The organism is Paraburkholderia sp. JHI2823 (assembly GCF_038900695.1).
In the GTDB taxonomy this organism is placed as follows: Bacteria; Pseudomonadota; Gammaproteobacteria; order Burkholderiales; family Burkholderiaceae; genus Paraburkholderia; species Paraburkholderia mimosarum.
Map to the genome: position 1 here is coordinate 21,223 of NZ_JAYMRY010000010.1, position 20,647 is coordinate 41,869.

General features: G+C 64.6%; 22 protein-coding genes. 12 read left to right on the top strand and 10 right to left on the bottom strand.

What is annotated here, in order from left to right; genetic code table 11:
* Positions 1-9: 9 nt before the first annotated feature.
* The 3 genes from VSR34_RS13575 to VSR34_RS13585 all read left to right on the top strand — a co-directional run bounded on the left by VSR34_RS13575 (position 10) and on the right by VSR34_RS13585 (position 3,084).
* Positions 10-1,257, top strand: a complete 1,248-nt coding sequence (locus VSR34_RS13575) for an MFS transporter (protein WP_342962699.1) — start codon at positions 10-12, stop codon at positions 1,255-1,257.
* Positions 1,258-1,641: 384 nt separating this feature from the next.
* Positions 1,642-2,346 (top strand): carbonic anhydrase, encoded by a 705-nt coding sequence (locus VSR34_RS13580; protein ID WP_036021026.1) that lies wholly within the window; start codon positions 1,642-1,644, stop codon positions 2,344-2,346.
* A gap of 558 nt (positions 2,347-2,904) precedes the next feature.
* A complete protein-coding gene (locus VSR34_RS13585) occupies positions 2,905-3,084 on the top strand; it encodes a hypothetical protein (RefSeq protein WP_028214673.1) in 180 nt (59 codons plus the stop codon).
* Positions 3,085-3,297: 213 nt separating this feature from the next.
* Here the strand turns inward: VSR34_RS13585 and VSR34_RS13590 are convergent, their stop codons facing one another.
* Complete coding sequence (locus tag VSR34_RS13590; protein WP_028214672.1) at positions 3,298-4,320, bottom strand: VTT domain-containing protein; 1,023 nt, start codon at positions 4,318-4,320, stop codon at positions 3,298-3,300.
* Positions 4,321-4,548: 228 nt separating this feature from the next.
* On the opposite strand from VSR34_RS13590, the gene VSR34_RS13595 reads away from it, so the two are divergent.
* From VSR34_RS13595 to VSR34_RS13605, 3 genes are all read left to right on the top strand, one after another.
* Complete coding sequence (locus VSR34_RS13595) at positions 4,549-5,367, top strand: LuxR C-terminal-related transcriptional regulator (RefSeq protein WP_028231966.1); 819 nt, start codon at positions 4,549-4,551, stop codon at positions 5,365-5,367.
* 174 nt (positions 5,368-5,541) lie between these two features.
* On the top strand, positions 5,542-7,245 hold the full coding sequence (locus tag VSR34_RS13600) for an FAD-dependent oxidoreductase (protein ID WP_342962700.1): 1,704 nt from the start codon (positions 5,542-5,544) through the stop codon (positions 7,243-7,245).
* A 33-nt stretch (positions 7,246-7,278) separates the two neighbouring features.
* A complete protein-coding gene (locus VSR34_RS13605; protein ID WP_028214669.1) occupies positions 7,279-7,470 on the top strand; it encodes a hypothetical protein in 192 nt (63 codons plus the stop codon).
* Between the two features lie 33 nt (positions 7,471-7,503).
* Here the strand turns inward: VSR34_RS13605 and VSR34_RS13610 are convergent, their stop codons facing one another.
* The 3 genes from VSR34_RS13610 to VSR34_RS13620 all read right to left on the bottom strand — a co-directional run bounded on the left by VSR34_RS13610 (position 7,504) and on the right by VSR34_RS13620 (position 11,660).
* Complete coding sequence (locus VSR34_RS13610; RefSeq protein ID WP_051381493.1) at positions 7,504-8,046, bottom strand: LuxR family transcriptional regulator; 543 nt, start codon at positions 8,044-8,046, stop codon at positions 7,504-7,506.
* Between the two features lie 347 nt (positions 8,047-8,393).
* Complete coding sequence (ggt, locus tag VSR34_RS13615; RefSeq protein WP_342962701.1) at positions 8,394-10,124, bottom strand: gamma-glutamyltransferase; 1,731 nt, start codon at positions 10,122-10,124, stop codon at positions 8,394-8,396.
* Positions 10,125-10,256: 132 nt separating this feature from the next.
* Positions 10,257-11,660 (bottom strand): MFS transporter, encoded by a 1,404-nt coding sequence (locus VSR34_RS13620; RefSeq protein WP_028231964.1) that lies wholly within the window; start codon positions 11,658-11,660, stop codon positions 10,257-10,259.
* A 407-nt stretch (positions 11,661-12,067) separates the two neighbouring features.
* On the opposite strand from VSR34_RS13620, the gene VSR34_RS13625 reads away from it, so the two are divergent.
* On the top strand, positions 12,068-12,502 hold the full coding sequence (locus tag VSR34_RS13625) for a hypothetical protein (RefSeq protein WP_028214666.1): 435 nt from the start codon (positions 12,068-12,070) through the stop codon (positions 12,500-12,502).
* Between the two features lie 34 nt (positions 12,503-12,536).
* On the opposite strand, the gene VSR34_RS13630 is transcribed toward VSR34_RS13625, so the two are convergent.
* Positions 12,537-13,064 (bottom strand): hypothetical protein, encoded by a 528-nt coding sequence (locus VSR34_RS13630; RefSeq protein ID WP_342962702.1) that lies wholly within the window; start codon positions 13,062-13,064, stop codon positions 12,537-12,539.
* A gap of 501 nt (positions 13,065-13,565) precedes the next feature.
* On the opposite strand from VSR34_RS13630, the gene VSR34_RS13635 reads away from it, so the two are divergent.
* Positions 13,566-13,922, top strand: a complete 357-nt coding sequence (locus VSR34_RS13635) for a hypothetical protein (RefSeq protein ID WP_028214664.1) — start codon at positions 13,566-13,568, stop codon at positions 13,920-13,922.
* Between the two features lie 163 nt (positions 13,923-14,085).
* Positions 14,086-14,592, top strand: coding sequence for a metal-dependent hydrolase (locus tag VSR34_RS13640; protein WP_028210998.1), 507 nt, complete (start codon positions 14,086-14,088; stop codon positions 14,590-14,592).
* Positions 14,593-14,754: 162 nt separating this feature from the next.
* Here the strand turns inward: VSR34_RS13640 and VSR34_RS13645 are convergent, their stop codons facing one another.
* Positions 14,755-15,240 (bottom strand): hypothetical protein, encoded by a 486-nt coding sequence (locus VSR34_RS13645; RefSeq protein WP_036018421.1) that lies wholly within the window; start codon positions 15,238-15,240, stop codon positions 14,755-14,757.
* Between the two features lie 342 nt (positions 15,241-15,582).
* A complete protein-coding gene (locus tag VSR34_RS13650) occupies positions 15,583-15,786 on the bottom strand; it encodes a hypothetical protein (RefSeq protein ID WP_154671350.1) in 204 nt (67 codons plus the stop codon).
* Between the two features lie 340 nt (positions 15,787-16,126).
* Here VSR34_RS13650 and VSR34_RS13655 point away from each other — a divergent pair, with 340 nt between their 5' ends.
* Positions 16,127-16,789, top strand: coding sequence for an XRE family transcriptional regulator (locus VSR34_RS13655; RefSeq protein WP_342962755.1), 663 nt, complete (start codon positions 16,127-16,129; stop codon positions 16,787-16,789).
* A gap of 31 nt (positions 16,790-16,820) precedes the next feature.
* Here VSR34_RS13655 and pcaQ read toward each other — a convergent pair whose 3' ends face one another.
* Positions 16,821-17,843, bottom strand: a complete 1,023-nt coding sequence (gene pcaQ, locus VSR34_RS13660) for a pca operon transcription factor PcaQ (RefSeq protein WP_028210995.1) — start codon at positions 17,841-17,843, stop codon at positions 16,821-16,823.
* Positions 17,844-17,983: 140 nt separating this feature from the next.
* On the opposite strand from pcaQ, the gene pcaH reads away from it, so the two are divergent.
* Together pcaH and pcaG are read left to right on the top strand one after the other, a co-directional pair.
* Positions 17,984-18,688: a protocatechuate 3,4-dioxygenase subunit beta gene (gene pcaH / locus VSR34_RS13665; protein ID WP_028210994.1), complete on the top strand. Its 705-nt coding sequence runs from the start codon at positions 17,984-17,986 to the stop codon at positions 18,686-18,688.
* 3 nt (positions 18,689-18,691) lie between these two features.
* Positions 18,692-19,279: a protocatechuate 3,4-dioxygenase subunit alpha gene (gene pcaG / locus VSR34_RS13670; protein ID WP_028210993.1), complete on the top strand. Its 588-nt coding sequence runs from the start codon at positions 18,692-18,694 to the stop codon at positions 19,277-19,279.
* Positions 19,280-19,447: 168 nt separating this feature from the next.
* Here pcaG and VSR34_RS13675 read toward each other — a convergent pair whose 3' ends face one another.
* Both VSR34_RS13675 and VSR34_RS13680 read right to left on the bottom strand, forming a co-directional pair.
* The gene (locus VSR34_RS13675; protein ID WP_028210992.1) at positions 19,448-20,026 is read right to left on the bottom strand and encodes an NnrU family protein; all 579 of its coding nucleotides are present in this window, start codon (positions 20,024-20,026) and stop codon (positions 19,448-19,450) included.
* A 362-nt stretch (positions 20,027-20,388) separates the two neighbouring features.
* Positions 20,389-20,619: an H-NS histone family protein gene (locus tag VSR34_RS13680; protein ID WP_028210991.1), complete on the bottom strand. Its 231-nt coding sequence runs from the start codon at positions 20,617-20,619 to the stop codon at positions 20,389-20,391.
* Between the last annotated feature and the right edge of the window lie 28 nt (positions 20,620-20,647).

The window sequence follows — 20,647 nt, forward strand, 5'->3', positions numbered from 1 at the left end:
ACCCGCACCATGACCTCACTCAGACTGCGCGTTTTCGCGGTATTCGCGCTCGGCTATTTCATTTCGTACCTGTTTCGCGGCGTCAATCTCGGTTTTGCGCCGTTTCTCGCGCGCGAAATGGGCTTCACGGCGACCGATCTGGGCACGCTGACGAGCCTCTATTTCCTCGGCTTCGCCGGGGCGCAGATCCCGGGCGGCGTGCTGCTCGACCACTACGGGCCGCGCCGCGTCACGGCTTGCGTCATGCTCGTGGCCGCGGCGGGCGCGTTCATCTTCGGCGTCTCGCACAACATGGCCGCGATGATGGTGGGCCGGCTCCTGATCGGCGTGGGCGTGTCGGTTTGCCTCGGCGGCGCATTCAAGGCCACGGCACAGCACTTTCCCGTCGCGCAACTCACCCTCGTCAATGGACTCGTGATGGCCGTGGGTGGGCTTGGCGGCGTCGCCGTAGGCGCCCCGCTTTCGTGGCTGCTCGCGATCGCCCCGTGGCGCGCGGTGAGCCTCGGGCTCGCGGCCTTCACGGTGCTAGTGGCCGCCATCATCTGGACCGGCGGTCCGCGCACACGCGACACCCATCACCAGGCCAGCGTGCTCGAGCAGTTCAAGGGCACCGCGCACATCCTGCGCAGCCATGCGTTCTGGAAGACCGCGACTTTCTCCGCGCTCACCCAGGCCGTGTTCTATGCCATGCAGTCGCTGTGGGTCGGCGCCTTCCTGCGCGACGTCGTGCCGGCGGGCACCGCCGATATCGGCGCACGCGCCGCCTCGCTCGTTTCCGTGCTGGGCGGCGCATTCATCGTGGGCAATATCGGCTTCGGCGCGCTCGCGCGCAGCTTCGAGCGGCGCGGCGTGAGCGTCCAGCGCTTCTCCGGCGTCACGATGCTGCTCTTCGTGCTCGTGCAAGCCATGCTGGCAGCCCGCGTGCCGCTGTCCGCGCCCTTGCTTTGGGCCGCTTATGGCGCGCTCGGCGGCACCGGCATTCTCACCTACGCGGTGCTCGCCGAATATTTCCCGCCGCGCCTGATTGGCCGCGTGAACACCACGTTCACGCTCGTGATCTTCATCGGCATCTTCGTTCTGCAGATCGCGATCGGCGCCGCGCTCGCCCACTGGCCGGCACTCGACGGGCATTACCCCGCCCTCGCGCATCAGACGGTGTGGGCCGTCCTCGTCGTCATGCAGGTGGCCGGCGCTGCGTGGTATTTCATGCCGTCGCGGCATGCCACCGCGCCGCGCCGCGCAGTCGAAACGCAATAAGGCACCGGCTTTGCCGCCCCGCGCGCGGCGCGCCGGGCGGGATACCCCTCTCGCGCTAGCCCGTGCTGCGCATCTCGATCCCGGCCTGGCCTGCGATACTCCGGATGTGCCAATGGCGCACGGCATGAGAAAATCCGTTTTCGAACGGAAATGCCCGACGCACCACCGCACGCACTTCAGCGGACTTTCCGGGACTTAGCTGTCTTTTCGGACGGTTTGCCGGCTTATCCGGCCGGTTCTACGATTGATTCGGGAAGACGCGCGGGAAAACGGCTGACTCGCGCAGCGCGTTCGAAGTTTTCCGATCCGCAAAGGGTCCGCTCAGCGTAAACTTCCGCTGTTGCCATTCGTTAGTGTCGATTCATGATAAAGAGAGAAACATCCATGCCAGAAAACACTCACTCGCACGACGGTCACACCGAATCGTGCGGCTGCGACCTGCTACATCTGCTCGACGGCGTGGACGAATTCACTCATCACGTTTTTCCGGGCAATAAAGCGCTGTTTCACAGCCTCGCCCACACCCAGGCGCCCCATACCCTCTTCATCACCTGCGCCGACTCCCGCGTCTCGCCGGAAATGATCACGCAGGCCAAGCCTGGTGACCTGTTCGTTTGCCGCAATATCGGCAATATCGTGCCGGCTTATGGCGAAATGCTCGGTGGCGTTTCGGCCGTCGTGGAGTTCGCGGTGCTCGCACTCAACGTAAAGCAGATCGTGCTGTGCGGCCATACCGATTGCGGCGCGATGAAGGGGCTCGCCTCGGGGGCGCAAGCCACGGCCGACATGCCCACCGTGCAAGCCTGGCTGCGCAACGCGGAAGCGGCGCACAGCGTGGTGAAGATTCGGGGTCTCGACGAAGATCATATTGTCCAGGCGCTCGTGGAGGAAAACGTCCGCCTGCAGCTCACGCACCTGCGGACTCACCCGGCCGTGGCGGCGCGCGTGGCGCAAGGCCAGCTCGAACTGCAGGGCTGGGTCTACGACATCGGACACGGCGAGGTCACCGTGCTTGATGAAGCGGGCAGCAAATTCCTGTCGCTCGGCGAAGCCCGCGCGCGCCTGCGCAAGCGCGTCGAGGCGTCATGACGGCCGCCGATGCGCCCATGCCTTGACGGCACCTCTCATTTTTTGCCGGCGCGGCGGTTCTCGCCGCCCGGAAATCTTCCCCATCCATTCCGCATGAACTGAAGTGCGCCCGAGGCGCATTTCGCACTTTGCCGCGCAATTATCTCGAAATTCGCAATAATTCTTTTCGAATTAGGGGTTTACCCTAGTCAAAAACCGGACTACACTCTGCCCCGTTCCCCATGCGGCGTCCCGCCGCACAAGAAGAATAATTCCGGAGGTTGGTCGCTTATGCAGTCTGTTGCCATGCCGTATCCGTTACATCGCTCCTCGCATTTCCGTATCACCAGCACGACCGACGCATCGCGTCGCCCCGCGCTTCGCTAGTTCGGCGCGCGTCCTGTCGCCGCGCTCGCGCGCAACGGCAGGCGAACCCAAGGCCCACTCCGCGTCACCGTCGTTTTCGAGCCGCCCTCGCGTTGCGGCGAACGGCCCGCGCGCTTGCGCGTATGGACGCCAGGTAATGGGCACCGCACCCGTCACGGGCCCGAGCGCCCGGTTACCGAAGGAGAAGCATCCATGGTGTCCGCCAACAAGTCGCACGCGAAAGTCGAAGTGAAACTGCAGTTGCATCCGCGAGATCATCAGCGGGCAATGGCCGCCGCGAAGGCGCTCAATCTCGCGGAGCGCGAGTTTTTCGCACTCGCGCTTCATCTTGGCGCGACAGAGATCCTGCGTCAGACCAAAGTCGCCTGTTGAACCGGGCTTCGGCGCGTCGAACGTGTCTGGCTGCTACGCGGTGTCCAGATGCACTTGCGTATTGGAAACTGTCGCCTTTCGCTGAGGGCTCTCCGCCTGGCTATCGGGTTCGCGATGGGCGGCGGATCTCGCAGGCAGCGCGCGTAGGCGCCTGTAATTCGCGCATCGCGCGACGTGCACGCGAAAGAAACGCGCCACGCCTCGGGCAAGGCGTTATTTGGAGAGACTCGCGCGCACCGTGTATTCCGCGTCCTCGTCCGCTTCGAGCGCCTCTACGTGGGCGTGCGCCGCGTGGAAGTCGCTGGAGAGCGGCTCGACCGGATAGCCGTGGCGCTCCCAGGCGTCGAGGCCGCCCTTGAGCGCGCGCGCGTGATAGATGTGCTTGTTGCGCAATTGTTCGACGATGCGCTTGGCCGTCGCTTCGTTCGGGCAGACGCAGTACACGACGATCGGACGCCCGGCCAGCTCGGGCGCAAGCGCTTCGCTCGATTCGAGATTCAACGGCCGCGCCCCGGGAATCCGGTACGCCTCCTTCTCGCGAACGCTTTGAGGACGCGCGTCCAGCACGACGGGCGGTGCACTCGATTTCATCATTTCGTCGAGCTGCTGCGGCGAAATGCGATGCGTCGCGAGCCAGCGGCGGAACTGCAGGCGCCGCAGCCAACGCCAGGCGAGGAACAGCACGCACGCGATGGCGAGCACGTCGAAGATGGTCATGCCGTTCGCGCGCACGAACGCGGCGAAGCGCACGATTTCCGCATGGAGCGCCGCGCCGCCAAGCAGCCACGTGCCCGCCCAGAGGGACGCGCCTACGGCATCCCAAAGCAGGAAAACGTGCACGGCCACCGCGGTCGTGCCGAGCAACGGCGCGGAAATGAGCCCAAGCCCCGGCACGAACTTCGCCACGGCGAGAATGGGTGCGCCGTGGCGCTCGAACACGTTGCGCGCGATCCGGATCGTCGTGTCCAGCGACAGCGAAAACCGCACGAGACCATTGAGCAGACGCCTGCCGCGCATGCGGCCCGCGGCGAACCAGAGCGAATCCGCGAGCAGCGTGGCGATCACCGCCGCGACCAGCAAACCCGCGTAGGACGTTTCGCCTCCGGCCGCCATCGTGCCCGCGAGTATCAGCACCGGCGCGGCCGGCACCGGCGCGCCGAGTTGCGTGACGAGCACGCTGAGAAAGACCGCTCCGGCGCCGAAATCGGGGGGAATCGCGGTGGGGAGCGTCAGCATTTCGAGGTGTCCTGCGTGCAGCGGGTCCAGGTGGGAAAACATGGCGCGCACTCCGCGCCGGCCGAGGGTGGAGATTAACCCAACGGGCCATTCCTTGCTTACATTGACGCAAGCTCCAGGGCAACGGCACACTGCGCGATCCGGCCCCGCTGTCGGCGCTTTCGCGCCTAGGACAAACGGTGCTACTCTCGCAGAACCGGCTTTTCCCAGCGTTTTCCGTTCAGATACATGCGTTACTGGCATCTCGACCGACCGAGGCAGACGGGTCAATTCGACCTCTCGCGCGTCACCAGCCTCGTCTCCGCCATCGGCCGCGACGACGCCAACGCGCTCGCCGCCGAGGTGCTGAACATGCTCGGGCCGGCGACCTCGGTCACGCAGTGCACGGTATTCGCATACGAATTCGGCAACCGGCCGCGCACGGTCTCCGTGGCCGATCATCGCGGCGGGCGCTTCCTGCGCGACGTCGCCGACACCTACGCCCGCCTCTTCTACGCGCTCGACGGCAACCAGCAGATCGTCACCGGCGGCGCGGGCGACAAGGCGAACTCGTCACTCGTGTTGCACTGGCAAAGCAGCGCGGACATCGCGCACGACGGCTACCGCGCTGCCTGTTATGCCGCGCCCAACGTATCCGACCGGCTTTCGCTGCTGTTGCAGCCGGCCGCCGATATCTGGCTCTCCGTCAACCTGTACCGCGAAAGCGACGCCGGCAATTTCCAGCCAGGGGAAGTGGAACTGGTCGAATCGCTCGCGCCGTTGATCGGGGAATCGGCGCGGCATCACTACACGATTCGCGGCCAGAGCCAGCTCGGTATTCCGCAACTCATGCTCGCGCGGCTGCGCGGTTTATGCCCCACGCTCTCCAAACGCGAACTGGACGCCCTGCGCGGCGTGCTCGAAGGGCGCAGCGCCGTTGAAATCGCGGAGTGCATGGGCGTGAAGCCCAGCAGCGTCGTGACGTATCAGAAGCGCGCATATCAGCGGCTGGGCATTTCGAGCCAGCGACAGCTTTTTGCGCTTTGCCTCGCGACGGATCAGGGCTGACGCCCGCCCCACGCGCGAACCGGAACGCCTGCGCCTCTCCCCCTGTAAGCCCCCTGTACCCAAATTGAGGACAGCGGGCCGCCCTGCACGCTCCATACTGCCTCCATCGCCGGCGCTTTTCATTCGAGACACGCCGGCAACGACAAGACTTTCAGTATCGGAGACGCCTTTCCCATGAGTGCCGAATTCAAGCCGTATCCGTTCGAGGCGAAGCAATACGCCGCCCGCCTGCCCGAACTCCAGGGCGGCCATGAAGCCCAACGCCACGCCGTGACGATCGTGGGCGGCGGCCCCGTGGGCTACGCCGTCGCGCTCGGCCTCGCGAAGCACGGCGTGCGCTCGGTGCTGATCGAAGCCGATGAATCGGTATGCTACGGCAGCCGTGCGATCTGCATCTCGCGCCGCAGCCTCGAGATCATCGAGCGCCTCGGCGCGCTGGAAGGGTTTCTCGCGAAAGGCCTGCCGTGGACGGGCGGCCGCAGCTTCTATCGCAACGACGAAGTGCTGCACTTCACGATGCCGCAGGACCAAAACCAGAAGCTGCCGCCGATGGTCAATCTCGCGCAGTACCACATCGAGCAGTTCCTGCTCGACGCGGCCGAACGGCACGCCGACCTCATCGACATCCGCTGGCGCACGAAAGTGACGAGCGTGCAGCACCACGCGCACGGCGCGACGCTCGCGCTCTCCACGCCCGAAGGCGACTACACGCTCGATACCGACTGGCTCGTCGCCGCCGACGGCGGGCGCAGCACGGTGCGCGAGGCGCTGGGCCTGAAGCTCATGGGCACGAGTTACGAAGGCCGCTATGTGATCGTCGACATCCTGCTCGACAGTGCGCGGCCCACGGAACGGCTCGCGTACTTCGATCCGGCGTCGAATCCCGGCTCGACCGTGCTCGTCCACAAGCAGCCCGATAACGTGTGGCGCATCGACTATCAGCTGCGCGACGACGAGGACGCCGACGAAGCGACCAAGCCAGAGAACGTCATGCCGCGCGTGCAGAGCCTGCTCGACATGATGGGCGAGAAGGCGCCGTGGTCGCCGGTCTGGATCACGATCTACAAGGCCAACGCGCTCACGCTCGAGCGCTATCGCCACGGCCGCGTGCTGTTCGCGGGCGACGCGGCGCACCTCGTGCCGATCTTCGGCGTGCGCGGGGCGAACTCGGGCATCGACGACGCCGACAACCTCGCGTGGAAACTTGCCTGGGTCGTGAAGGGTCTCGCGGGCGAGACGCTCCTCGACAGCTATTCCGACGAGCGCGTGTACGCCGCGCACGAAAACCTGAGCTACGGCACGAAGAGCACGGAGTTCATGGCGCCGCCGTCGTTCGCCTTCGATTTGATGCGCACTGCCGTGCTCAGCCTTGCGCGCGAGCACGCCGCCGTGCGCTCGCTGATCAATCCGCGCCAGACCTCGGCCATCGCCTACGTGGGCTCGCCGCTCAACGCCGCCTCCGACACGTTCGCAAGCGGTCCGGCGCCGGGCGCGGTACTGCCCGAATGCCCGCTCACGATCGTCGATCGCGACGGCGCGCGTGAAGGTCATGTCACCGACCTGGTCGCCCCGCGATTCACGGCCTTCTACTTCAGCGAGGACGGCGCAACGCCGGCCCCGATCGCCGCGCTGGAAACGACGCTCGCCGAACGCGCGCTGCCATTCGCACTGGTGCCGCTCGCCCAACGGCGGCCCGCCGACACGCCGCGCCTCAGCGCGTGGGATCACACGGGGCGCCTCTTTCCGATGTACGCCGCCCAGCCCGGCACGCTGTATCTCGTGCGCCCGGACGGCCACGTGCTCGGCCGCTGGCACGGCGATGCCGATGCAACGGCGGAGCAGGCGCTCGCCGCGCTCGACCACGCGCTGCGCGCCTGAGCGCAGGCAAAACCAGAACACGCGGAGAAAACCATGACCGACAGCGAACTCGACTCTGTCTACACGCACCTGTGCAAGACCATGACCGGCCTCGGCGAAGCCAATGGGCCGCTCTTTCTCGCGCGCTTCGCGCTGCTCGCCATCGAGCGGATCGGCGACGCGCAAGCCTGCCTCAGCCTGATCGACGCGGCCGGCGAGCATGTCCCGGCCTCGGTGCCGCAATAGAAGGGTGCGCCCGCGGAGAGCGGGCAACGTGCCTCAGCGCCGCGCAGACTGCACGAGCCGCGCGAGGCGCGAGCGGTTGGTGACGCCGAGTTTCTGAAACGATCGATCGACGTGGGTACGCACGGTCGTATAGGAAATCCCGAGCCGCACGGCAATCTCCTTGTCGAGCAGCCCTTCCACCACGAGCGCGACCACGTCGCGCTCGCGCCGCGTCAACCGGCTGAACGCCTCGTTTTCCGCCGTCGTTGCCTCCACGGAAATCGTCGGGCGGGACTCGCCCTGAGCGCGTGAGCGCGCCAGCGCGGCCATGAAGGCCGGGCGCACGAGATCGAAAAGCGCCAGTTCGCGCTCCGAGAAAGGTTCGCGCTGCTGGCCGCGCCAGACGCGCACGTCGCCGAGCTGCGCCTCGCCCGACCAGACAAACCCATCCACGCCCGAGCGCAGGCCGTCGGCACGCAGTAGATCGAGCAGGCGCCGCCCCACTTCGAGACGCAGAGCGTCCTCAGGCAAGGCATGACCGGCCAGCAGTTCGAAAACGTCGGCGATCGACGCGAGTTCGCGACTCGTCAGATCCATGCGGCTTGGGGCGATGAGAAGTTGGCGGGCGCGCCTCGCCGATGCCACGAAACAGCGGGAGGTGACGCAACGGACAGAGCTTAGTGACCTCGTCCGCCAAGATCAATACGAAAGCGCGGGGCCGAAAAGAAAAATGGGGCAGCAAACGCCGCCCCAACAAAACACACGCCGGCAAAGGGCTGTCTTCCGCCGGAAGTTGCATACTACGCGATGAACTCCCGAGATGCATCCCTTGTAATGGGGATAAACGCTCATTTTATGCAAACTTTCGCGCGCCATGCGAGCTGGACCGATGCGAAACGGTTTGCCGTCATGCGCGACGCATCGTTTCGCATCGGCGCCACGGCTTACTGGATCAGGCGTGACACGCCACGACCGCGCGGATCGGAAACCGCGTCGGGCGTATCGCCATTGATACGGATCGCCTGAATGTCGCCGTTGAAGTCCTGTCCCTTCAGCACGTAGCCCTTCGCCTCGACCTGCCTGGCGAGTTCTCCGTCGATCGGCTGGTACGGCTCCCAGAAAATGACATTGGGCGGCAGCAACTGGTGATGGAAACGCATCGCCGCCACCGATTCCTTCAACGGCATATTGAAGTCGTAGTTGTTGTTGATGACCTGGAAGACCGACGTGAAGATGCGCGAGCCCCCGGGCGTACCGATCACGAGCGCGACCTTGCCGTCCTTCGTGAGGATGGTCGGCGTCATCGACGAAAGTGGGCGCTTCTTCGGCGCGATCGCATTCGCATCGCTGCCCACCACCCCGAACATGTTCGGCACACCCGGCTTCGCGGCGAAGTCGTCCATCTCGTCGTTGAGCACGATGCCGGTGCCCGGCACGACGACGCCCGAACCGAAGTAGCCGTTGATCGTGTACGTGTTCGAAACCGCGTTGCCCCACTTGTCGACCACCGAGAAGTGCGTCGTTTCCGCTTTCTCCGGCATCGACGTGCCGAGGCCCGGCTGCACGCTCTTCGTGTCGGAGGGCTTGTCGGGATCGACTTCGGCTACGCGCTTCGCGAGATAGGCGTCGTCGGTGAGCTGCGCGACGGGCACCTTGTAGAAGTCGGGGTCGCCGAGATATTGCGCGCGATCCGCGAATACGCGCTTCTCGATTTCCGCGGTCAGGTGGATGTACTGCGGCGAATTGAGCGGCACGTCCTTGAACTGCGGCGCAAGCATCGCCTTCATCTTGAGCAGCTGCACGAGGCCCACGCCACCCGAGCTCGGGGGCGGCGCGGTGATGATTTCGTAGCCGTTCCACTTCGCCTCCACCGGCTGGCGCCACACCGCCTTGTACTCGTGCAGGTCGCACTTCGTAATGAGGCCGTGCCCCTTCATCGAGGCGGCGATGAGGTCGGCGGTCTTGCCGTCGTAGAAGTCCTTCGCGCCCTGGTTCGCAATGCGCGTGAGCACGTTGGCGAGATCGGGCTGCTTGAACGTCACGCCCTCCTTCAGGTTGCCGAAGTACTCGTCGAAGTTGGTCTTGCCTGCGAAGTCCTTGTCGGCGGCTTCGCGGCGCTTCGCGAGCTGCTCGTCCACGACGAAACCGTCGCGCGCATAAGCGATCGCGGGCGCGAGCACCTGCTTCCACGGCAGCTTGCCGAAGCGCTTCTGCGCCTCCCACATGCCTTCGACGGTGCCCGGCACGCCCACGGCGTCGTAGCCGATGAGGCTCTTGCCCGCGATCACGTTCCCCTTGTCGTCCTGGTACATCGTGCGCGTGGCGGCGAGCGGCGCACGCTCGCGATAGTCGAGGAAGTACGGCTTGCCGTTCACGTAGAGCGTCATGAACCCGCCGCCGCCGATGTTGCCCGCCTCCGGGTAAGTCACTGCCAGCGAGAAGGCGATGGCGACGGCCGCGTCCACGGCGTTGCCGCCCTCCTTGAAGATCTGCTCGGCGGCGTCGGCCGCGTACTTGTCGGCAACGGCCACCGCGGATGCGGTCAGGACCGCCGGGCGTTGCTGCGTATCCTTCGCGAAGGCCGGCGTGGCTTCGAGGAAGCCCGCAGACAAGGCGGTCAGCGAAAGCAGTGCGAGAGCGGCAGCGGAGATTTTCGTTTTTTCAACCAGCTTCATTGAGTACACCCCCATGATTCGGTTTGTCGGCCTACCTGATAACTGCCCAGGCCTTATAGCACGCCTCGCAAACGTTTGCTATCCAGTCATCCGCCGATTTCGCTACAGCGCCATTAGAACGGCCCGGCCAGGTCAAGCCGTGCCACGCCTGCCCCGAGCAATTTCCTCTCCCGCATTCGAGGGCAAACGCATCGTCACCGGGATCGACGCCACCGAGAACAGCCCGACCACGAGGAACGCGGGCCAGAAGTCTGACCAGACGATGGTCGAATGCCCTTGCACCCGATGCGATATCTGCAGCACGATGCCCGCGATCGTCACGCCGAGGCCGAGCGACACCTGCTGGATCACGCTCGCCACGCTGGTGGCGCGGCCAATGTCGCGCGTCGGAATATCGGCATAGGCGAGCGAATTGAGCCCGCTGAATTGCAGCGAAGGAAAGATCCCGCCCGCCAGTACGACAAGCCAGATGAGCCACACCGGCATGCCCGGCGAGAACGTGCCGCATATCGCGATGGCCGAGCCCGCGAGCACCGCGTTGACCATCAGCGTGCGGCGAAATCCAAAGCGGCCGAGCACACGCGAGACGATCGTCTTCATGAAGATCGAGCCGAACGCCGATGCGCACGTGATCGCCCCGGAAGCGAACGCCGTCATCCCGAGGCCTTCCTGCAGCGTGAGCGGTAACAAAAAAGGCACGGCACCGAGCCCGATGCGAAACAGCGAGCCGCCTGCCACGCTCGCGTTGAACGAGGGTATGCGCAGGAATTTGAGATCGAGCACGGGCCGCTCGACACGTTGCGCATACAACCAATAGGCGAGCAGCAGCAACGCGCCGATCGCGCACATCGCCACGGCCGTTCCGCTGGCAACGAGTTCGCCGCCCACGAGCGACAGGCCGAGCATGAAGAGCGAAGCACCGCCCGCCGAAAGCACGAAGCCGACCCAGTCGAGCCGCCCCGGATGCTCCTCATGCAGGTTCGCGATATGCCGGTTGGCGAGCCAGATCCCGAGCACGCCAATCGGAATGTTGACGAAGAAAATCATCCGCCAGTGAAGATAGGTCGTGATGAAGCCGCCCAGCGGCGGCCCGACGACCGGCCCGAGCAGCGCAGGCACGGTGAGATAGTTGACCGCGCGAATGAAGTCCGACTTCGGCAGCGAGCGAAAGATGATGATGCGGCCCACGGGCACCATCATCGCGCCGCCGATGCCTTGCACGAAGCGCGCGGCGACGAACATGCCGAGCGACGTGGAAGCCGCGCACAAGAGCGACCCCGTCATGAAAATGCCGATGGCGGTGCGAAACACGTTGCGTGAGCCGAAGCGGTCGGCCACCCAGCCGCAGATCGGGATGAACACGCCGAGGCCGATCACATAGCTCGTGACGGCCAGCTTGAGGGTGATGGGATCCTGGCCGAGATCGCGGGCCAGTGCGGGCAACGAGGTGACGATGACCGTTCCGTCCACGTTCTCCATGAACATCGCGCACGCGACGATGAGCGGAACAATAAAAGCGCCGAGGGCTAAAGGCATGGGCAGGAACGACCATCAGCCTGGCTGATGGCGTAAAGCTGCCATTATGGACCGTGTTGCGGAAAACAGGAACCCGGCAACAGATGAAGCAGCGCGCATCAAGCAGACCCAGGCGCCCGCACGAGAGCACGAGCCGCAAAGCCCGCCCCCGCACACGGGCGCGGACTTTGCGGACGGATCATGCGGGAACCGCTCAAGCGATCAAACGGCCGTCGTCGCCGGGCATCAAGTCACGTTCGTTTGAGCCCATTCCATCTTGCGCGCCGTAATATACGGTGCCAGATGCATCCTGCGACGCCGCAAGCGAAACTTGCCGAATCCGCGTAGAGTGCAGCCTTCGCGCGAGCCGGGGCGTGGTAGGTCCGCTGGATTCCGGCTCGGGCGCGCGCACCTTTGTCATCCAAGCAATGAAACGCTTTTTTTTCGCCATCCTGCTTCTCGCTGCGCTGCCGCTTTTTGCAGTCGACGCACGCGCCGCCGCCATCGAAGGCTCGCTAAGCTGCAACGAATCCGCACACGACTTCATCTCGGGGCTGATCGCGCAAAATCTGATCGACCCCAAACCCATGAGAGTCGAAAGCAATTCGATCAACGCGTTCTGGCCCGCGCACGGCCAGCGCATGACCGCCTATGGCTTCAGCGTGTTCGCCGTGGTCGGCTTCCAGAAAGACGATCCGCTATTCAAGACCGGCGACGGCACGCCTATCGCGCCTTCTGCTTATGGAGCCGTCGTGGTCGGCACGCAGGCCAAGGTGCAGGCGGCGCTCACGGCGGTTGGCAACAACGCCATCGTCCACCATGCCGGACCGCTGCTGACCGCCATCTTCTGTCAGCAGGATTGAGTTCGCGGGCTTGGCGCCTGAGGTCGCCTGAAATCTATTCGATGCGCCCGAAGCCGCCTTCGGCCCAGGTCTCGGCATTCGCCTTGGTAAGCTTGAAGTTCGGCGCGACGCGCGCCTGAGCGAGTTGCTCGCCGAACGCGTCGAACGCGCTGACGAGCGCATAGGGCTCGTACTCGTCGGGCACGATGTCGAGCGTCACCTCCACATCGCCCTCTGCCGTACGCACGCTCACGCGCTTATGCAGGAGCGCGCGCGATTGCTGCTCGTGACGGCGCAGCACTTCCGACGCGGTCTTCACCAGCGTGTTGAACGCCGACGTATCGAGCGGCTTGGGATTCTTCTTGTCGCGGCCCATGGTCCAGGGCCCCACCAGCGCGGGTTCGGGCTCGCCGTCCTTGATCATTTCGACGGCCCAGCCGTCGTCGTCTTCGTTCTTGATCACGCGCGCGGTCCAGCCGTCCTTGCGCCACAGACGCGCCTCCTGGATCACCTCGGCCAGCGCCTGGGCGGCGGAGTCATCGGCGGGGAAATCGGAAACGGCTGCGGGCGAGGAATCGGTCATGGCGGGCATTTCATCGGGTCTGCGGAGGGCTTGCCCGTTGCGGGGCAAGGGCAGGATTTTACCCGCATCGCGGTATGCATCGGATTCGGCAGTCAAGCCTGACTACCCAAAGCGAAAATGATTTTCGCAGGCAAAAAAAACGCGGCCCGAAAGCCGCGTGAAAACAGATGAAAAAAGACGCCCTTGGTCGAGGGCTGAAGAAATTCTAGCGCGGCACCGTCCGATTGTTCAGTACACGATCTGGAACAGTACCTTTCGCCAAACGCCGGGAATCACGCTCGAAAGCGTGCGAAATTCGCCAGGCCGAGTCCCGCGTGGCGTTGCCGCACTGTGACAACCACACAAGCGATTTCATCGAACAAGAAATGCGCTATCGGCAATAACGGTCGGCAGATCGCATCCCGCTCTGTTGCATCTTTTTACGTCTGCGTGTGCCTTGATCCAGATCAGCGTGCGTATACTTATCGATACGTTCTGCTGTATCGATACGGTCACCCGCTCATGAAAACGCTCACGCAACGACTCCTCGCCGCTACCCCGCTCGCACTGATCGCCGCTTGCGGATCGACGCCGCCCTCCGGCTCCGCCTCGAACGGCGAGCCCATGGTCTACGCTTCCTCGGCGCGCTCGGCGTCGTCGATCGCGAACTGCCTCGAAAATCGCCTCCCGCATGTGCACGCTTCGCGCGATGGCAATACGACCGAGCTGAGCGTGGGCTCGCGTTCGGACGCGTCGTACCTCGTCACGCTCACACCGAACGGCAACGGCTCCGTCATTCGTGTGACGCGCGGCACCTCCGCCTCCAACGATCCGCCCGAAGAAGAACTGCGGTTCGACATTGCGCGCTGTACGGTCTGACGCGCGGCCTGACGCGTAACCCGAAGCGCGAGTGGCCGGTCGTGCGCCGTACGCGCCGCACGACGAACCGCATATCGCCCGCCATTCGGGCGCAGCCGCCCCTGTCATAACGGCGACACATCTGCGAAGATTGCGCCCCTTCGACTTCGCCACGCACATCTCCATGGCATCAGGCACCGCACATCACGCCACGGGTTGGGCCGCCGGCGTCATCGCCGCCGCAATCGTCACGCATCATGGCGCCGACAGTCCCTGGCATCTCTATGCCGCGCTCGCTTTCGCGGCCGGTGTCGCGGGCGGATCGGCGCCCGACTGGCTCGAAGTGGCGTGGTGGCGCAAGAAGCGGCGCCTCTGGATTACGCATCGCACGCTTACGCACTGGGGCATCGGCTGGACCGCGCTGCTCGTGTGGTCGTATCTGAAGCTGGGGCATACGCCGATCGCGGCGCCCGCGTTCGGCTTCGCCTGCGGAGGCATGATTCATTTGTTCGCCGACTGGCCCAATCCACTGGGCGTGCCGTGGATCTTTCAGCGGCACTCGCTGAACTGGTGGCGCAGCGGACGATGCGACCTGATCGTCGTCGCCGCCTCCTGGGCCGCCGCCTGGTTTTTCGCCGTGCATGGCGTCCCGCATGACTGGTCGATCGGATCGCTGCGGCGAATCGTCTAATTTAGTCAGGTTTCCCAGGTAATGATCCGGATGCGAACTCGATCGGACGATGCCGATGTGTCCATTCGAGGATCAGGAAGGATTCGACAACCAGCGGCGTGCCCGACTCGCCGCCCGGTCCGGCCGATCCGCTCGATTCTGGCGGGATGACCTATGCTGTGACTAGCGGCCGTAGCTGTATCCGTTGCGTTGCCAGTCCTGTCTGCCGTTTGAACCGCCGCCGTCCTGGCGGCCACCGCCGCCCTGGTGACCTTGCGGCGCGTTGCCGCCCGATGCGAACTGCGCACCGCGCCAGTTCGCATCGCGCCCGTCGTTCGCGCTCGCCCTCGGCTGACCCGGTTGCGGAACCGGCCCGCCGTAGCCGCGCGCCGGCCCCGGATGCCCGGGACGATCGTCGCGCGCGCCGTGCCAATCCGCACCCGGCGGTCCGTCGCGATGGTCATGCCCGCTGCGGCGTCCGTTCACCGCGATATCGACTTCGCCATAGCCGTAGGCCGGAGCGTAGCCATATGCCGGCGCAGCGCCGTAGCCGTAGCCATATCCCGGCGCCACTGCATATCCCTCATCGTAATAGCCGCTGTAGCCGGGGCCAACGACGCATCCCGCCAGCGCGCCGAGTACGCCCGCCGCCAAACACCGTCTCAACATTTCGATTTCCCGTACGCCCAAGCTGGCTCCAAATGCAACGTTGGGTTCGTCATTCCGTGCCGGCATCTTACCGGTAGAGCCGAGCCTGATGTCGATGTTCGCGAATATTCCTCGCATGACACGCCATGAGGGACACTCTCTTTGCGAAAAAGCCAATTGCTGAAAATAAAATCGAAAATCGCATCGTGGCGGCGACCCTATTTTTCATTAACAGCACGGACTGGCTTGATCACCCCGGAGCACACGAGCGGTTTATTCGGAGCAAATGCTGATTGCCGACGGGATTACAGTAAAAACGCGGCGCCCGCTGAAGAGCGCCGTTCACCGATCCCCGATGCCCGTTCAGACGCTTTCCTCGCATTCCGCACGGCCCATCCGGTAGCCGACGAGAAGCCCGGCGTCATACGCCGATTCCAGCGCGCGGCCAACGTCGTCCGCGCTCACCAGGCGTGCGTCTGTGGTCAGCTTGCCGGTCAATTCAAAGCTATCGACACCGAGGGTTCTGCGCGAGATTGCCAACAACAATTCGAGTCGTTCGTCATGCATTTCGCTCTCCAACTTGATACACATCATCTAATTGCCATGATAAATATCAAAATCCGCGCAAGGCGCGACGCATGGACGCATTTCGAGTTTTTGCTCTAAATCGCTATTGAAATCTTTAAAATATGTCAAATCTGCTCGCGGCTGATTTTTAATAACCGGAATGGGATTCAACGTCGGTCCATCCTGTCGATGGCGATATCACACCCCCCACGCCACCATCGATGACCGGCCATTCCGACCGGGTTCCGCATGGGCTGCCGTTTGTTATGATCGGAAACCAGGCAAATCGCGCGGCCGGATCAGCACGACCGGCGCATCTCGCCAGCTTTCCACTCCGCCCATGGATGCCACGCTTTCCCCCTCCGCCAGCACGACAACGACCGACCTGGGCCGCCGCGTCCGCGCCGCGCGCGTCGCGCAGGATTTGACGCTCGATACGGCCAGCCGTTTGTGCGGCGTTTCACGTTCGACCTTGTCGAAAGTCGAAAACGGCTTGATGTCACCGACTTTCGACGTGCTGCAAAAAATCGTCGGCGGGCTCAGGATCGATCTGGCCGAGCTGTTCGGGACACCGCCCAGGCTCAATGCGGGCGGCCGCCGCGCACTCACGCGCAACGGCTCCGGCCAGCGCCACGCCTACCGCGGCTACCAGATGGAACTGCTCGCCACCGATCTCGCGCACAAGGCGATGCTGCCGTTCCGGATCCGGATCACCGCCCATTCGCTCGACGCCTTCGACGACTGGGGGCGCCACGAGGGCGAAGAGTTTCTTTACGTGCTCAGCGGCAGCGTGTGCCTGTATTCGGAGCTTTATGCTCCCACCTGTCTCGAAGCCGGCGATAGCCTCTACTTCGACAGCCGCACCGGCCACGCGGCGATCTCGACCAGCGAGCAAGACGCCGAAGTGCTTTGGATGGCCACGAACGCCCGCTTGCCGGGCGTGGCGTCCGATGCGCCGGCGACGTCGAAAACGCGCGCGAAGGGGAAGCTCCCGGCGAGTTGAGCCCGCAACGTCGGTTCCCGCCTGTGAGGGTTCAGTCCTTCTCGCCGGGCGAACGCTTGCCAGCAGGAGTGCCGGCAAGTGCGGCTCGGGCGCGGCGCGGCCGCGCCGCAGCGGTGCCTTCCGGCGGGACTTCGCGCTCGCGCGCCGCGCGCCGCACGGCCTCGATCAACGCGCGCCCTGCCAGCGTGGGCTGCGTATCGGTGCGCTGAATCACCCCGACGGGTTCCTCGCCGCCCGCGGAAGGCAGCGGCAGCCGCACCAGCGTGCCACGGCGCAGATCATATTCGACGGCGCCTGCGGGCACGAACCACACGGCATCGTTCTCGAGCGCAAGCGCGCGCCCCACCGAAACCGAGAGCAACTCGACGAACGCCGATAGCGGCGCCGCACCCCATGCGGCGAGCAGGCTGTCGGCCGCCTGGCGGATCAGCGTGCCGAATGGCGGCAGCACGAGCGGATACGTCGCGAGCTGCGCGGGCAAACCTGCGCCGTGAGCGAGTGGATGCCCTGCGCGCACCACCACGGCGAGCGGCTCGTTGTACAGCTGTTCGAAGCTCAAGCCCACCATGCGCTCTGGGTCGGCAAGGCGACCCACCGCAAAGCTGATCGCCCCGGTCTTGAGGCGGTCGAGCAGCTCGGTGTTGGCGCCCGTCACCAGCCGCACGCTCACGCGCGGCCATTCCTTGCCGAAGTGGCGCAGCGCAGCGGGCAGCAAGGCCGTTGCCACCGTGGGCAGCACGCCGATATCGAGCGTGGCCGCCACCGCGCCTTCGTCGCGCGCGAGCAGGGCCACACCCTGGCGCAGCGCGCTCACGCACGCGCTCGCGTGCGGCATGAAGAGCTGGCCTTCGCGCGTGGGCACCGCGCCGTGGCGGCCGCGCTCGAAGAGCTTCACGCCCAGCACCAGCTCCAGTTCGGCGATCGTCTTGGACACGGCAGGCTGCGTGACCGAAAGACTTTCGGCGGCCTGCTGGACGCTGCCCATCTGGGCCACGGCGAGGAAACACTGCAGATGGCGGAATTTGACGCGTCCGTCCGCGAGCCGGTTTTGCATAACGATTGGTTATACGAAGCGCGAAAAAACATCATTTTGCATAACTTTTCGCATTGGATAAAGTGGCTACATCGGTTGACCGCGGCAAACCGCCACTGGCGCCGAGCCCATTTCCCCAATAATCCACCCAGGAGACACCCATGGACGAGTCCATCCTGTCGCCGCGCGATTTCGACTCGCATCCCGCGTACGTCTATCCGCCGTACCGCTCGTCGGTCAAGCGCGGACCCACGCTGCCGCTGATTCCGCTGAAGGAGAAACTGCGCAACCAGCACGCCCCCGTGTACGGCACCGACGACCTGGGCGCGCTCGATCACGATCTCACGCGCAACGCGGCCAAAAACGGCGCGCCGCTCGGCGAGCGCATCATCGTGACGGGCCGCGTGCTCGACGAAGGCGGCAAGCCGGTGCGCAATACGCTCGTCGAGATCTGGCAGGCCAACGCAGCGGGCCGCTACGTCCACAAGCAGGACCAGCACGAAGCGCCGCTCGACCCCAACTTCCTCGGCGCGGGCCGCGCGATCACCGACAACGACGGCCGCTATCGCTTTCTGACGATCAAGCCGGGCGCCTATCCCTGGGGCAATCACCCGAACGCGTGGCGTCCGAATCACATCCACTTCTCGTTGTTCGGCGACTACTTCGGCTCGCGTCTCGTCACGCAGATGTATTTCCCCGGCGACCCGCTGCTCGCGTTCGATCCGATCTACCAGGGTACGCCCGAGAACGCCCGCGAACGACTGATTTCGCGCTTCTCCCTCGATACCACCGAAGAAGGCTTCGCACTCGGCTACGAATTCGACATCGTGCTGCGCGGCCCGAACCAAACCCCCACGGAGCGTTGAACCATGGCACTCAAGGAAACGCCTTCGCAAACCGTCGGCCCGTACTTCGCCTACGGCCTGTGTCCGCAACAATACGATTTCGATCTGAAGAGCCTCTTCACGCCCGACATGGCCGGGCCCGAAACGCCGGGCGAGCACATCACGTTGATCGGCCGCGTGATCGACGGCGACGGCAACCCCGTGTTCGACGCGATGCTCGAGTTTTCGCAAGTCGACGCGAACGGCCGCTATCCGGCGTCGCGCGAAGCGATCGCCCAGAACGGCTTCCGCGGTTTCGCACGGGTTGGCACGGGCACGGACTCGCAGCACCGCTTCGTCGTCCGCACCGTGAAGCCGGGCAGCGAAAACGCCGGGGAAGCGCCGCACGTGAACGTGATCGTGATGATGCGCGGTCTGCTGACGCACGCCTTCACGCGCATCTACTTCGAAGACGAGGCCGCGGCGAACGCCGAAGACCCGGTTCTCGCAGCCGTGCCCGCGGCACGCCGCGACACGCTCATCGCGCGACGCTGCAAGCAGGCCGGCAGCATCGTCTATCAGTTCGACATCCGCATGCAGGGCGAACAGGAAACGGTGTTCTTCGATCTGTAGTGCATCGCGGCTGGCGCCGGGAAGTTGGTCTCGACTTTCACGCGCCTTTCGTGACCGGACCGTGGCATCGCCACGCTGCGAATGGCCGCGAAACGCCTGTTTGCGCCTTATGAAGCCTGCCCAGCGCAGGCTTCTTTTTTTGCCGCTCGTTCGAAGCTGGCCGCGCGTTCAGCCGACCGGCCGCACGCCAATCAGGATGCCATGGAGCCAGAACGCGAACACGGCCCAGACCACGAGGCCGATCACGACGACGAGCCCGTCGCGCGATGCCTGCCCCGGCGGATAGACGACGCCGGCTTCGCGATCGCGCTGGTTCTCCTTTCGCAATTCGATGAGCGCCCAGACGAGAAAGACCCCAAACAGAATGATGTCGTTGAGCGTGCCGTTGGCGAGCAGATGCGCGAACGCCCACAGCGCGACGCCGCTCACGAAGGGCTGCCCGAGCGCGCGCTTGATGTGGTTGCCCGGCACATAGGCCGCCACGATCATGATGAAGGCGATAGCGGTGAGGAGCGCGGTGACGTGTGCGGTCCAGAAAGGCGGCAGCCAGATCGGCACCGGGTAGCGGCGGGAATGGCCGTAGCCATAGACGATGAGCACGAAGCCCGCGATCGAGAGCGCCGCGAATGCGCCCCGCCAGGCACGGGGGCCGAAGCGTTCGATCTGCGCGGCGCGCCACGGGCCCGCCACGATGCGAATCGAATGAACGCCGATGAAAATCGCGAGGCCCAGCACGAGTATCGCCATGACAACCTCCTTGCCGCAGCAAGAACGCAATGGGCGAGATTGTCGCGCAGCTTGATCGCGCGGCCAACCGGCGTTTTCAAAAAAGCTGATCAATTCGCGACGCACATAAGCCGCCAATTGCCAACGAAAACGTCAAAAAAGGCAATGCGTAAATCATTGCACTGCAAAAACGGCACGGTGATTACGACGCGCGGTTAATACCCGGCCCGCGCCGAAAGCGATTTTAAAACTATGCTGAATAATACTGGACGCCGCGCCGATGCGCGGGCTTCGCGGCTTGCGCCGGGGAACGCGCCGGGAACAGTAAGGCAGCCGAACGGCAACGCCAGCGCGCTTTTACGCGCCCACGCGGCCCATCACGGCTAGACGCGAAAATGCTCGATATCCTGTCCCGCGTGCTTATAGCGCAACAGCCAGGACGGCATGTCACCCTCGCCATTCCACGTGTTCCCGTATGCGTCGCGGTACTTCGGTATTTTTTCGCTTTCGGCAATGGACGCTTCAAGCTCTTCGAGCGTAATACCGTACTCTTCCATGCGGCGTCGAATCCACACGATGAGCCGTTCGCGCGCCTCTCCATCGAGGTCGAACATCGATTAATTCCTCTCGCTTCGTCAAGGG